Origin of the sequence: Trichocoleus sp. DQ-A1, assembly GCF_039961955.1 — a bacterium.
Classification (GTDB): domain Bacteria; phylum Cyanobacteriota; class Cyanobacteriia; order Cyanobacteriales; family FACHB-T130; genus FACHB-T130.
This window is the reverse complement of record NZ_JAMPKE010000017.1, coordinates 86,617-100,025: the sequence shown is the minus strand read 5'-3', so window position 1 is coordinate 100,025 and position 13,409 is coordinate 86,617. Positions and strand designations below refer to the sequence as shown.

Here is a 13,409-nt window from a genome sequence, read left to right as displayed (position 1 = left end):
TTTGCTTGCAAGGAATTAAAAATATCAGATTGGAAAAGAGAAACGAATTAAAGTTTTTAATTTTTAATTTTTATTTAGTTATCGTTTGCCACAGCAGATTCAGGATAAAAAGACTGAAAGCAGCAATGCAAATCACAAAGAGCATCAACCCACCCAACAGCAGAATGATAAACCACCAATCTGCCTTTTGACTCTGCCGAGGAGAAGCGAGATGAGCTTCTAGAAGCATCATGTTTTTAGCATTCGCTTTCCAGGTAGCGTCAAAGAAATCCCCCAACACCGGCACAGTGCCAACTAAAGTCTCAAAAATAATATTTAGCACCATCCGCACCAAAGCTTCGCGCGGTAGTCCCAGCAGCGCTGCCTCCAGCACGATATATCCTGATAAGGCACTTCCTAGTATATCTCCGCCTCCAGGGAGCAGTCCAAGTAGAGGATCGATGCCCACGCGGTAGGAAGTTCCCGGAATCGCGATCGCATTATCCAGAATATAAGTAAGCGATCGCAGGCGCTTAATTCTAGCTGACTTGGCGTCCGTCGATCTTATAGGAGGTTTGGGAGGAGGCTGAGACATCAGAATCGATAATGGGGGAGTGAGTAGCGGATAGGGAAAAAATCGTTACCACCTACTACTGACGGAAAAGGAACAAAGCTTCGTCTTGCTATTGGAACGTCTTGCTGTTGGCATCAGTGTTCAACACCTCAAACCCATCCCTTCTGGAGGTACGGAAGACATTTCTTGCTCCATATCCGTTAGCGTTGTCAGCGTTGAGCTAGGAGTTGCAACTTGTTCGATTTGAGTTAACAGGGTTTGCGCTTGTGTCTCTCCCTTGTCAGCCAGTTGCTCTAGGTAGAGCTTGAGTTCGTCGGCAAGGGCACTGGGAAGGTACATGGCTACCACTCCGTCTTCCGGTGTGAGCTTCTTTTATGCATCATAGCTTCGTCGGGCACTAGAATTAAGCCCCGATTCTTGCAAGTTAACAACTTGCAAGTTAAATGTTTAAACTAACCTAAAATTTCTCCTCCTTTCAAGCTTTAATCTTCTATTCCCAAAGACGGTTGACATCCATCAGCGTGTTTGATAGCACCTATCTATAGGTTGAGATTGTTTAATAGACGACAGACAGCTTAGAAGAACTCGCTAGAATTAAGAACAGAGGAGGTTCAAATATTTCCCCTCTTTTCACTGTTTCATTTGATCGTGTTGAGTTTGCAATTATCTTTTTATGGAATTAAGTAGCCAGTCCTCTAACTCTTCTGACCAACCTCCTCCGCAAAGGTGGGCAGAGTTACTAGGAACTGCAATTGCTTTGTTGACTTTGACCTTACCTGTGTTTGCGATCGCTCACTACTCTCCAAGCGGCGCTCAAAGCTTGCAGCAGCAAACCAGCTATTCAATCCCGATACCCGAAGACTGACCTTCAAGATACAACAAATGGATATCGCGTAATCCTGGAATCTGGGTAAACAGAAGATTCTGTGTTGACCTTCTTCCCGTAGAATGCTCACAAGGGCTATCTGAAAGGATGAAGGATGAAGGAGGAATATTCTGATTCCTCCTTCAACAACGGGTGCGATTCGTAGCGGCTGTAAAGTAACTACGTTAAGCCTCTACAGCCTTCAAACTGAACATCAGGGCACCCCTAATACTTTGTGTTGCTTGGAGAAACTGGAGAAACGTTTTGGATTTAACACGCATTCCTGCTCAACCCAAACCAGGTCTCATTAACGTCCTGGTTGAAATTACCGCTGGTAGCAAAAATAAGTACGAGTACGATAAGGACTTACAAGCCTTTGCCTTAGACCGGGTGCTTTATTCTTCGGTGCAGTACCCCTATGACTACGGCTTTGTACCCAACACCCTAGCAGATGATGGCGATCCCCTGGATGGCATGGTGTTAATGGAAGAGCCAACATTTCCAGGGTGTGTTATTCAAGCGCGACCTATCGGAATGTTAGAGATGATTGACGGGGGAGATCGGGACGAAAAAATTCTGTGCGTTCCCGACAAAGATCCGCGCTATGCCCAAGTCAAATCTCTCAAAGACCTTGCGCCACACCGACTAGACGAAATCGCAGAATTTTTCAAGACCTACAAGAATTTAGAGAAAAAGGTCACGGAAATTCTGGGTTGGCAAGATGTCGATAAAGTGATGCCACTGGTGGAACAATGTATTGAAGCTGGCAGCAAAGGGTAGGCCTACGAGCGCTAGGTGAGCGAACTAGGAAAAAATTGAGGGATGAAGTGGTTTGAGAACGTTAGAATCAGCTTTAGCTGAGAAAACTTTTCATGCGCCGAACCCTAGTGCTGATAGATACAACATGAGGAAAGTGCAGGCATAGCAGGAGAAGCAATCAGCGCCTTGCACTTTCTCAATGGTGTTAATTACCTTTCTTGTATGCAGCGATCGCTTCTTCTATCAAAAATTCATAGTTGCACGCTTACTAGGGCAAATCTTGACTATGTAGGGAGTATCAGTATTGATAGAACCCTGTTGGATGCCGCAGGTATACTACCTTATGAACAGGTACAAGTCGTGAATGTCTCGAATGGAGAGCGCTTGATTACTTATGCAATCGCGGCACCTGCAAATTCAGGGGCAGTCGAACTCAATGGTGCGGCGGCTCGTTTGGGAATGAAGGGCGATCGCTTAATCATCATGACCTACGGGCAATTTAGCCCAGAAGAACTGAAAACTTATCAACCTAAAGTTGTCCTCGTAGACGGGCAAAATCGGTTAATAGAAGTCCGCCGCTACGACGATCTGCTAAGCGTGCAGCTAACTTCTTGAGCGAATATATGTCTTCAAAAGAACCAGCGGCACCAAATCCTCAAATCTCCAATCCTACAGCAAGTCAGTCAACCCAAGCTGACGCAGAGTTTGTGGTGCAGTTTTGGGGTGTGCGGGGCAAAATTGCCGCCGCTGGCAAGGAGACGCTTCGCTACGGCGGCAATACTCCCTGTGTGGAAATGCGGGTAGGCTCCAAACGATTAATTTTTGATGGCGGCACCGGCTTGCGGTTACTGGGTAATCAATTACTGCGTCAAATGCCGGTGGAAGCTTACGTATTCTTTACCGACTCCCAAAGCGATCGCATTCAAGGCGTTCCTTTTTTCGTTCCTGCCTTTATTAAGGGCAATTGTTTTCATATTTATGGGGCAGCAGGATCTGATGGAGCATCGATTCAACAAAGTCTCAGCGACCAGATGACGCCTCCGAATTTTCCAGTCCCTATACAGGTGATGCAATCAGAACTACAGTTCTACGATCTAACTCCCGGCGAGACGCTCGCGGTAGACGATATCACGATTGAAACCTGTTTAACCAACAATTCCCTGCGGACAATAGGCTACCGAGTTACCTGGCAGGGACGCACGGCTGTTTACGCTACGGGTGCAGACAACGATCCGAATGCCCTTGATGAAAATCTGCTGCACTTAGCCCGTGAAGCCGATTTACTCATTTGCAATGCGACTTCCCCGGAACTAGACCAAGGTTTGGGGGCAAACGGTGAGTCTTCTCATGCAGGTGACTTTGCGATTCAACCCTGCGAAAATCCCTTCTGGCAAACCTGCGTTAAAGCGGCTGATGCGGCTAACGTCAAAAATTTGGTGATGTTTAGCTACGAACCAGACTACAGCGATGACTTTCTCGACCAAGTAGAAGGACAAATCCAGTCGGCGTTTCCGAATGGATTACTCGCCCGTGAAGGAATGATTTTAGCCGTTGAGTAATCGGTCATGAGAGTGTAGAGTTTTGAGCCACAAAAGAGTTCTTTAATTCAAAATTCAAAACTTTTTTCTGGTAATTCAGAGTTTTGATCCCTCTTTTGTTACTTTAGGAAAAGAGGGATGAGTGACAAAAGAGTTCTTAAATTCAAAACTCAAAACTCAAAACTCAAAACTTTTTCCTAATCCTCCTCCTACCGACTACTGAAGACTGAAGAACTTAAAGAAGAAATCACCCGACTAATCTCCTGTAGTTTCTGGGCAACTTGACCGCTACCCAATAAAGTTTCTGCCTGAGTCAAACCGGATGATAAATCTGGGGCGAGACCGCAGTGCCATAGGTAAAAACCACCGTTCCAGATAGCTGCTTGCATAAGTTCGCTCTTGTTACCTTGCAGCACGGCTTGCATTTCTTGTACCAATTCAGTTGCGGAGTCTAGGGCAACTTCCTTTCCCTCAAAGCCGTAGTCACGGGGATGAAGCAGGAGGCGTTGCGGAGACGAACCGGGTTGCCAAGTTCCAATAATCGCCGTGCGATCGCGCGGTAAATCGCAGCTACCTTCTAATCCTTTCACCGCTGTGAAATACTGGGGGTTGCCTCGCAATGCCGAAGAGTCTTGAAACATCCCTTCCGTGGGAGGATGGACAAACCCTGCCACAACGTGAGCTTCCCCTGCATAGGGACACCACATTAACTCCATCGTTGCAAAGGGGGGACGTTTGCCAATTTGGTCGCGGTAGGGAACCAGTCCTGCCGCTTGGGGGAAATGCTTGGGCAAATAAACAAATCCGAGTTGAGTTGCCTCAAACACCTGCTGGACGACAGGGAGGGATAACTCAGCCCAATTGACACCCAACGCCTGCCAAATCTCAATCAGTGGCAAGCCTTCCTTGGTAGGCATCCGGTCGCCCCCGTGCATCACCACCGCCTGTCCAGTGGTTGCCAAGATTAAAGCTGTCAGTGGCGTTATGGGTGCCGTGCGCGATCGCCCATCGTAGGGCGTCCCCAGAACGATAACCGGGCGTTCTGAGTCGATGGGTTGCAGTTTTGGCCCTAGTGCGTCGTAAGCGTCTAACATCCCTGCCAATTCTTCGCCGGTGGGACGCTTAATCCGATGGGCGATCATAAATGCTCCAATCTGCGCTGGTGTTGCTTCCTGTAGGAGCATCATCCGTGTCGCTTCCTCAGCTTCGGAGCGACTTATATTTTCGCCCGTATGGACGCCACTACCCACTTTTCGCAGAATTTCCCTGAACTCATTACTCATAGTATTTTGTCGTAGTCAATCGTTATCAGTTTTTGCGAATGGCTAATTCCCAAAAGATTTTTTGCAATAGCCATTAACCATTAGTTAACAGGTATAGAAGCATCCGAACAGATTATTGTGTTGCCAATCGCTCCTGCAAATTGCATCGGGACTAACTCGCGTACCATCTGGCAAAAGTGCTGAATGGGGGGAATCAGCAAGCGATCGCGCGTTGTTACCATCACGACCTGACGAGACAAGCTGGGATCTGCCAGCGAGTCGGCTAAGTTTGGCGTCCCTGGCGCGGGTGTGGAATCAATGACTCGAATCGCCAGCGTTGCATCCTGGCGAGCATCTACCAAAGCTGACTGGGGCAAAAGGGCAATCAATTCTCCTTGCCGCACAACACCGCGAAAGGCATCAAGCGTATTTAACTCCATCACCGCCTGAAGATTAGCGCCTTGCCGCAAAAATCGCTCTTGTACCAAGCGTTGCATCCCGTACCCATCCTTAAATACCACTTGCGGGTAGTGAACGAGTTCTGACCAGGGCACCTGTTGGTACTTAGTCAGGGGATGATTTGCCGCCATCAAGATTTCGATGCGTTCATTGTATAAGACATCGACCACCATATCCGGGCTAGCCGTTAAAAAGCGGTTATTCATCACGATCGCGACATCGACCATTCCGTCTCGCAAAACTTTGAGAGCGCGATCGCTTCCAAGCGAAGTTACCCGCAGCTGCACCGCCGGGTAATCTCGGCAAAACTGCTGCAACACGGACGGCAAGTATTGGGCGCAAACCGAGTGAATCGCCGCTACACAGAGTTCGGGTTGCTTTCCTGCCAACAAGTCTGCTAATTCTTGCGTGGCTTGTTGCCACTCTTGACAAATTTTGCGGGCGCGGGGCAAAAAGCGTTCGCCTCCGACTGTTAGCTTTGCCTGAGCCGTGCGATGAAACAGGGAAATACCGAGATCCGTTTCCAGAGACTGGATTTGCCTGCTAATAGTGGACTGAGTGAACCCACACTTTCGCGCCGCTTGCTGAAAACTGCCGGTTTCAGCAACTGCTAGAAAGGCTTGCAACTGCTCTAGTCGCATGATATGTAGCCTAAATTACATTTAAAGCCGATGAAATGAATTTAGCGGATTTGCTTAACTGTTTTGGTAGGGCTTGATACAGCAGCTTAGTCAGGGTGGCACAAGCGGGTCTTACCATAGCATGAACGGGAAAACCCTTGGAAATAAATACGATATACGCCAATCGTATACTCAGCGAAGCGATCGCCTACGGCATCGCATCAAAATGAGTGATGAAAAAGATACCCCTTAGCACTCTCTGATGAATCAGCATGAAGAAACAAACATCGCTCCTAGTCGCCAGCCGAAACCACCACAACTTGCAACTGATCGCACAATTCTTGATTCAGGAAGGATATCCAATCCTCACCGCTGACAGCTTGGAGGAGTTTGAGCAAGCTTTGAGACATTCTGCACAAATCAGTCTCGCTATCGTAGATATCTGTAGTCTAGACAGTCGGATTTGCGAATGGCTGCGGCACGAGGCAATTCCCATTCTGATGCTTTCTAACCAGTCTGGCTCAACGGACTGGCAGTTTACACTGATCGCTGGCGCTGCCGATCATCGGATCAAACCCATCGGTAAAGCAGAACTACTGACGCGAGTTAGTTCGATTTTGAAACACAGATCTAAATTTGAGCTTGGGAAAGCCCGCGACAACCGGCTATTAAAAGCGGCACCCAATTTACAGAAGTCTAACCCAAAGGTAGATGACCTAGTTTTTAGAGACGCGCTGACAGGAATTGCTAATCGCCAGCATTTTGAAGAAATTTTAGAACGGGAATGGAGACGTGCAGCAAGAGAGGCAAGGTTTCTGTCGTTGATTATGATTAATCTTGATTTTTTTAAAGATTTTAAGGATACCTACGGACTTCAGCGAGGCGATTATTGTCTGAGAGAAGTTGCAAAAGCTTTAAGTGCTGCTGTGAAAAGATGTGGAGACGTTGTCGCCCGATATGGGGGTGAAGAATTTGTGACACTTCTCCCCGATACCAATCGCTCTGGGGCGATTGTCGTGGCAGAGGCAATGCGTTTAAATGTGGCAGATGTAAACATTTCCTACGCGAATTCTCCGATTGGCGACCGAGTAACTATCAGTTTAGGGGTTGCCACGTTAATTCCTGAGAGAAATTCCACCCCACAAGCCTTGATTGCTGAGGCGCAAAAGATGCTATCTGTAGCAAAAGAGGAAGGAAGCGATCGCTTCAAAATTTATCCGATTTCAGGCTAACCTCAAGATCCAAATAACTGAATATTGAGCCATTGTGAGCCATATCACGGCACTTATGACTGAATTACGATAGCACTAGAGAGAACCCAAAACAAAGGGGGAAATTTGAAGGAGCAACCGTTTATTTTGGCGGCAGAGCGAAACCCGTGCTACCTGGAACTTGTGGCTCAATTCCTCGGCAAAGAAGGGGATTGTGTCAAAAGTGCTAACCTTTTAGAGGCACTCGATCTAGCCCTAAGCCAGTCAAAAGCAATCGGTTTGGCGCTGGTGGACATAGACGGTTTTTACCGGCGTGTTTGGAAACGCTGCGAACGAATTCGGGATCGGCAAATACCCTTTCTAATACTCTTGCCTAAGCAAAGTGTCGCGATTGAGCAGCAAAACCTAGCTCACGGAATGCAAAGTACATTAGTTAAACCGCTAGTCGTCAAAAAGTTCCTAGTGATCGTTCGCAGTCTACTAAGAGATTAAGTATGAGCCGGATTTTGTTGCTTGTAGAGCAAAAAGAAAACCGCCGCCTGCTCTCAGAGTGGCTTGCTGGGCATCACGAAGTATTGCTACCTGACGAAAAAGAGACGGGGAGCCGAGGAGCTAAGGAGCAGGAGAACAACAGAGAAATTTTACTCAATACTCAGTCTTGTAGAAATGGGATAAATTGGCGTCTTCTCAGTTCTCAGCCGGAACGGGGTTTCCCCACCCTGGCTGCGCTGCTCAGCACTCAGCACGGGCAGGGTACTGTTCTACCCTTACCGCTTAGCCCTCAGTCTTTAATCCTGAACACAGCTTTTGACCTATGCGTCTTAGATAGCGTGGCTCTAAAGCAGTTTTGGGAAGAGGTGCAAGCTAGAAAAGCCGCTGAATTACCAGTTTTTCTGCCATTTTTGTTGATCGTTCCTCGTCAGGATGTGGGGTTGATGACTCGACACCCGTGGAAAAGTGTTGATGAGTTAGTCACAATCCCCATCGAGAAGATGGAGTTGCAGACGCGGATGAAGATGTTGTTGAGGACGCGACAACTCTCGTGGGATCTCAAACAGCGCAATGCTGAGTTAAAGGAGACAAATGAGCGATCGCAACAGGAAATTGTCAAGCATCAGCAAGCAGAAGCCCAACTCCGACAAAGCGAAGAAAAATTCCGGCAATTTCTAGAAGCAGCACCAGACGCGATCGCGATTGTTGGCGCAAGCGATCGCATCGTTCTCGTTAACACTCAAATTGAGAAAATGTTTGGCTATGAGCGCGATGAATTGCTTGGCAATACTCTGGAGATGTTGCTACCCGATTACATCCGGCGCGTACACGATCGAGAACGCACTGATTCCTGTTGTGAACCTCAAGTCCCACCGATGGGAGTGGGGTTTGAGCTATTTGCCCGACGCAAGGATGGCACTGAGTTCCCCGTAGATGTCAGCCTCAGCCACATCGAAACCCCGCAAGGATTTCTCGTTACTAGCATTATTCGCAACATCACCGTTCGCAAGCAAGCAGAAGAAGAAATTCACAAGGCGTTGGAACAAGAGCGACAATTGGGTGAATTGAAATCTCGCTTTGTGTCAATGGTTTCCCACGAATTTCGCAATCCGCTGACCTCAATTTCTCTGTCTGCCCATATGTTAGAACATTGCTCTAATGAATGGTCTCAGGAGAAAAAAAGCAAATATTTGCTGCGGATTAAAGACATCGTTAGAAATATGACCGACCTGTTAGAAGATGTGCTTTTAATCGGCAGAGCAGATGCCGGAAAATCAGAATTTAATCCAGTCCCCCTCGATCTAACAGAATTCTGCCGTAATTTAGTAGAAGAAATCCAACTGAGTGCTAGCAATCAGCACGAGATAAATTTTGTCAGTAATCAAACGCAATTCAAACTTGAAAATTTCAATACTGATAATTACTCTCTTCAAGGTTCTAATCTGGAATGTTTGACCGTCACTGAAAACGAATTTGAGACAATCGTTTCTATGGATGAAAAATTGCTGCGACAAATCCTGAATAATTTGTTATCAAATGCAATTAAATATTCCCCCGAAGGTGGCATCGTTCATTTTGGCTTGACTTGCCAGAACGGAGAGGCAACTTTCCAAATTAGAGATGAAGGGATTGGCATTCCTCCAGCAGATTTAGCGCGACTCTTTGAAACATTTCATCGAGCCAAAAATGTTGGCAAAATTCCTGGAACTGGCTTAGGGCTGGCGATTGTAAAAAGGTGCGTAGAAATACACGGAGGCAAGATAGCGGTGGATAGCCAAGTTGGGTTAGGAACAACTTTTACCGTAACGCTTCCGTGTTAATAGTTAATAGCGAGTGGCTATTAACTATTCACTGTCCATTCTTTTAAAGCGATCGCTACCCCTTCTTTTAATTCTGGGGTGAGATTTTCGGTGGTAGCGAGTTGCTGTAATTGCTGGTAAGCAATGGGAAATTTTTTGAGAGCAGCGATCGCGTGCAGTTTTACCCCTGCATCGGGATCTTCTAACAGTTCAATTAACTGGTTGATCGCAATGGCATCTCCTAACTGTCCCCATGCCATTGCCACCGCTTGTTTAACCTTGGGATCTTGAGCAGTTGAGCTTTCTGATTCAAGTGCTGTCACCAGGATTTTAGCGGCGGTTGGGACTAATTTTGGAGAATCCACTCGCCCTAAAACGGTGACAATTTCCTGCCATAGCACCGGAGACTCAACAGAAAGGGCTTGTTGCAAATACTCCAAGGCGGCTGCTGTTTGGGGGAGCGATCGCACGATGTCTACTTGCAAGCTAAGCGGTGTATTCGGGGATGAGAGTACCTGAAACAAGGCAGCGGCGGCTTCATCTGTTCCCAATCGTCCTAATGCGATCGCACTCTGCTGGCAAACTTCCAAATTGAAGTCAAATAGCAGCGGTTGCAGCTGATTTACTAGATCCAATTCTTCTAGTAAATCAGAGCGCATCCCCAAGCCAATTACCGCTTCTTTTCTCACCTGTGCGGCTGGATCTTGCAAAGCATCCATCAATACTGGTGGAATCCGGCTGTCGTGAAAGCTACCCAGTGCTTCAATCGCAGCGGCTCGAATCGCAGATTGGGGATCTTGAACCACGTTCAGGAGAGGCGCAATCGTTTCAGAACGGCGGATCTGAGCAAGCGATCGCACGGCTAACAGTCGTGTCTCTGGCTCTGCTAATAGTTCCGTCAAAGCCTCCACAGCCGGAGAGCCGATATGCGCTAAAGCAGCCGCTGCTGCCACTGTAAGTTCTTCATCCTCAGATGTTCTCAGCAGCTCTACTAAGGCGGTGATGACGGCAGGATTGTCAAATTCTCCCAGAATGCGACCAGCAAACCAGCGCTCCTCCAAGTCGGCGTCTTCGTCTTTCAGAATGGAAATCAAAGGTGCGATCGCGCCTTCCCCTAATTTGGGTAACACCTTCGCCACTTCCCACCGTTCCTGAAAATCCCCTGCATCAAGTACATCTAAAGCCAGGTTCAATAATTGCTCTAAGTAAAGCGAGTTAGAATCTTCTCCTGTTAACGACTCTCCTTGCCTTCCCTCTTCTTTGTTAAGTGGCAGTTGCTGCAAGCATTGGTTTAATAATGACCAGTTTTTTTGCTGTGCCGCAATAGTAGCCTGCTCTAAAACACTTAATAACATCATTTAAATCACTTTTACTCAATTTTAACCCGACACGCTTGACGTACACTAACGACCCTTGTTTCCTGAACCTGGATGCCTTTAAGTTTCACAAGCTAGTTTACCTAGAATCTTGGTGGAGATACTAGATTTGCCAATAAATCAGTATAGAGGCTGTGCTTGCTTTATTTTCACGAATGGAAACCTTTCTCAATCAATTCCTACTTCGTCTTTCAATGTAAAACAAGCATTGATTTAATGCTTTAATTTCATTATTAAATAATTTTATAATTAAAAAGCCTAGATTGCAGCCTTTTTCTTTTATAACTAATTTTTAAAATCAATATTGACTAACCGTATAGGCTTTTTGAAAATAGATAGTTTTATAAAATTGTTGTGTATCTCTACAATCAATATGTCAATAAATTTCTTCTTGTTCGCAGAGCCTCAAAGTAGGCAACTAAACATTTTGGATAAGACAAGCTGATGCTAATCACGATGGAAATGCGCTGGTTTGAGCGCGGCGAAATCCCCACAGAGATTGAACGCTGGTTCAATCAAGATAGTCTCGGTGGACAGATAAAGTCACCAGAAGACCGAGAAGACTAGTATTTATACTTACCTAACAGTAACTACCTGGGTATCAAACTGCGGCAAGGAAAGCTGGAAATCAAGTGGCGTCAAGCCGAATTAGAAGTGCTGCGTTTTGGGGATTTGGTGCAGGGGAAAGCAGAGAAATGGGCGAAGTGGACGTGTGAAGATCCCACCTCAAAATGCTTTATTCCCGCAGAGGTGGCGGGAAAAGAGTCGTGGATGAGTGTGAAGAAGATGCGATCGCAGCGTGTTTACCAAGACTGTGCTGTTGAACTCACTCAGCTAAATATTAATGGCAAGGATTCGTGGAGTTTAGCTTTTGAAGCTACAGGCGAAGATGACAAGCTAATGGATAACCTTGAAACGGTAGCTAGCCAGGTATTTCAAACTTACCAAGGTTCAAAGTTGCAAGGTAAGGATTCTTTTGCTTATCCTAGTTGGCTGTCTGTAGTTGGGGAGTGACGCTAGGGCACTAACCCAATCTATAATCTTTATTCACTCAACAGTATTAACCGTGGAATCGTAACGCGACGATTGGCAGTAAGCTATTTTACGGCGTTCGTGGCGATTCAACATGGCAACGATTAACGATAACTATCTCAAACTCAAAGCTGGCTACCTGTTTCCCGAAATTGCGCGGCGGGTGAATGCCTTCGCAGAGGCTAATCCTGACGCAAAAATTATACGGCTGGGGATTGGCGATGTCACCGAACCCCTACCAGAAGCGTGTCGCACGGCGATGATTAAAGCCGTTGAAGATATGGGCGATCGCGGTTCCTTCAAAGGCTATGGCCCAGAACAGGGTTATGCTTGGTTGCGCGAGAAAATTGCCTCACACGACTTCCAAGCGCGGGGATGCGAAGTTGATGCTTCCGAAATCTTCATCTCCGACGGTTCTAAGTGCGACACGGGTAATATTCTCGATATCTTCGGCGACGATAACGCGATCGCTGTCACCGATCCGGTTTATCCAGTCTATGTAGACACCAACGTAATGGCGGGACACACTGGCGCTGCTAACGATAAAGGCGAGTTTGGCGGCTTGGTGTATATACCCATCACCGCAGAGAACAACTTCACCGCTGAGATTCCTTCGCAGAAAGTTGACTTAATTTATCTCTGCTTCCCCAATAATCCTACGGGAGCAACCGCCACTAAGGAACACCTGAAAGCGTGGGTGGACTATGCGAAAGCTCATGGCTCAATCATTTTCTTTGATGCGGCTTACGAAGCTTTTATAACCGATCCCGAGCTTCCCCATTCCATCTACGAGATTGAAGGTGCAAGAGATTGCGCGATCGAGTTTCGCTCGTTTTCCAAGAATGCAGGCTTTACCGGAACCCGATGTGCGTTGACGGTTGTACCGAAAACGCTGAAAGCAAAAGCCGCCGATGGTTCCGATGTGGAACTATGGAAACTGTGGAATCGCCGCCAGTCTACCAAGTTTAATGGCGTGTCCTACATCGTCCAACGCGGAGCCGAGGCGGTTTACTCTGAGGAAGGACAAGCGCAAACAAAGGCGCTAGTCAACTTCTACATGGAAAACGCCAAAATTATCCGCGAACAACTGACAGCAGCCGGATTAGCGGTGTATGGCGGAGTGAATGCGCCCTACGTCTGGGTGAAAACGCCCAATGGTTTATCGAGTTGGGATTTCTTCGATAAGTTGCTGCAAACCTGCAACGTTGTCGGTACTCCTGGTTCTGGTTTCGGTGCTGCGGGTGAAGGTTATTTCCGCATTTCGGCATTTAATAGCCGGGAAAATGTGAATGAGGCAATGAAGCGAATTACCGAGAAATTTAAAGTGTAGGAGGAGCAGGTTTGATCGCTAATTTTTCCTTTTTTCGTTAAACTTATCAGTTAGGTCACAAAGGTTGTGGTGGGCAATGCCCACCATATCCAGTAGCTTAAGATAGCTCTAAC

The 13,409-nt window shown here is 46.9% G+C and carries 15 protein-coding genes; 10 read left to right on the top strand and 5 right to left on the bottom strand.

Annotation, left to right across the window (positions count from 1 at the left end; translation table 11 throughout):
* Positions 1-70: 70 nt before the first annotated feature.
* Both NDI33_RS17185 and NDI33_RS17180 read right to left on the bottom strand, forming a co-directional pair.
* Positions 71-574 (bottom strand): DUF4112 domain-containing protein, encoded by a 504-nt coding sequence (locus tag NDI33_RS17185; RefSeq protein WP_190412352.1) that lies wholly within the window; start codon positions 572-574, stop codon positions 71-73.
* 120 nt (positions 575-694) lie between these two features.
* Positions 695-892, bottom strand: coding sequence for a hypothetical protein (locus NDI33_RS17180; protein WP_190434305.1), 198 nt, complete (start codon positions 890-892; stop codon positions 695-697).
* 334 nt (positions 893-1,226) lie between these two features.
* On the opposite strand from NDI33_RS17180, the gene NDI33_RS17175 reads away from it, so the two are divergent.
* The 4 genes from NDI33_RS17175 (at position 1,227) to NDI33_RS17160 (ending at position 3,736) form a co-directional block, all read left to right on the top strand.
* Entirely contained in the window at positions 1,227-1,418 is a 192-nt protein-coding gene (locus tag NDI33_RS17175) for a hypothetical protein (protein WP_190412350.1), read from the top strand.
* A gap of 264 nt (positions 1,419-1,682) precedes the next feature.
* Entirely contained in the window at positions 1,683-2,198 is a 516-nt protein-coding gene (locus tag NDI33_RS17170; RefSeq protein ID WP_190430695.1) for an inorganic diphosphatase, read from the top strand.
* Between the two features lie 201 nt (positions 2,199-2,399).
* Positions 2,400-2,792 (top strand): aspartate 1-decarboxylase, encoded by a 393-nt coding sequence (panD, locus tag NDI33_RS17165; protein WP_190412855.1) that lies wholly within the window; start codon positions 2,400-2,402, stop codon positions 2,790-2,792.
* A gap of 8 nt (positions 2,793-2,800) precedes the next feature.
* Positions 2,801-3,736, top strand: coding sequence for an MBL fold metallo-hydrolase (locus NDI33_RS17160; RefSeq protein ID WP_190678709.1), 936 nt, complete (start codon positions 2,801-2,803; stop codon positions 3,734-3,736).
* Between the two features lie 188 nt (positions 3,737-3,924).
* Here NDI33_RS17160 and NDI33_RS17155 read toward each other — a convergent pair whose 3' ends face one another.
* Together NDI33_RS17155 and NDI33_RS17150 are read right to left on the bottom strand one after the other, a co-directional pair.
* Complete coding sequence (locus tag NDI33_RS17155; protein WP_190412347.1) at positions 3,925-4,998, bottom strand: anthranilate phosphoribosyltransferase family protein; 1,074 nt, start codon at positions 4,996-4,998, stop codon at positions 3,925-3,927.
* An 80-nt stretch (positions 4,999-5,078) separates the two neighbouring features.
* On the bottom strand, positions 5,079-6,077 hold the full coding sequence (locus tag NDI33_RS17150; protein ID WP_190412346.1) for a LysR family transcriptional regulator: 999 nt from the start codon (positions 6,075-6,077) through the stop codon (positions 5,079-5,081).
* A gap of 251 nt (positions 6,078-6,328) precedes the next feature.
* Here NDI33_RS17150 and NDI33_RS17145 point away from each other — a divergent pair, with 251 nt between their 5' ends.
* From NDI33_RS17145 to NDI33_RS17135, 3 genes are all read left to right on the top strand, one after another.
* Positions 6,329-7,288 carry a diguanylate cyclase gene (locus NDI33_RS17145; RefSeq protein WP_190678707.1) on the top strand — a complete coding sequence of 320 codons (960 nt, stop codon included), beginning with the start codon at positions 6,329-6,331 and terminating at the stop codon, positions 7,286-7,288.
* A 105-nt stretch (positions 7,289-7,393) separates the two neighbouring features.
* On the top strand, positions 7,394-7,759 hold the full coding sequence (locus tag NDI33_RS17140) for a response regulator (protein WP_190678698.1): 366 nt from the start codon (positions 7,394-7,396) through the stop codon (positions 7,757-7,759).
* 2 nt (positions 7,760-7,761) lie between these two features.
* Positions 7,762-9,579 carry a PAS domain-containing sensor histidine kinase gene (locus NDI33_RS17135; protein ID WP_190678697.1) on the top strand — a complete coding sequence of 606 codons (1,818 nt, stop codon included), beginning with the start codon at positions 7,762-7,764 and terminating at the stop codon, positions 9,577-9,579.
* A 20-nt stretch (positions 9,580-9,599) separates the two neighbouring features.
* Here the strand turns inward: NDI33_RS17135 and NDI33_RS17130 are convergent, their stop codons facing one another.
* Positions 9,600-10,916, bottom strand: a complete 1,317-nt coding sequence (locus tag NDI33_RS17130; protein WP_347275948.1) for a HEAT repeat domain-containing protein — start codon at positions 10,914-10,916, stop codon at positions 9,600-9,602.
* A 462-nt stretch (positions 10,917-11,378) separates the two neighbouring features.
* Here NDI33_RS17130 and NDI33_RS17125 point away from each other — a divergent pair, with 462 nt between their 5' ends.
* The 3 genes from NDI33_RS17125 (at position 11,379) to NDI33_RS17115 (ending at position 13,296) form a co-directional block, all read left to right on the top strand.
* Positions 11,379-11,501, top strand: coding sequence for a hypothetical protein (locus tag NDI33_RS17125; RefSeq protein WP_277878947.1), 123 nt, complete (start codon positions 11,379-11,381; stop codon positions 11,499-11,501).
* Positions 11,502-11,588: 87 nt separating this feature from the next.
* Positions 11,589-11,948, top strand: a complete 360-nt coding sequence (locus NDI33_RS17120; RefSeq protein ID WP_242033275.1) for a hypothetical protein — start codon at positions 11,589-11,591, stop codon at positions 11,946-11,948.
* Between the two features lie 112 nt (positions 11,949-12,060).
* Positions 12,061-13,296, top strand: a complete 1,236-nt coding sequence (locus NDI33_RS17115; protein ID WP_190678695.1) for an LL-diaminopimelate aminotransferase — start codon at positions 12,061-12,063, stop codon at positions 13,294-13,296.
* The last annotated feature ends 113 nt before the right edge of the window (positions 13,297-13,409 follow it).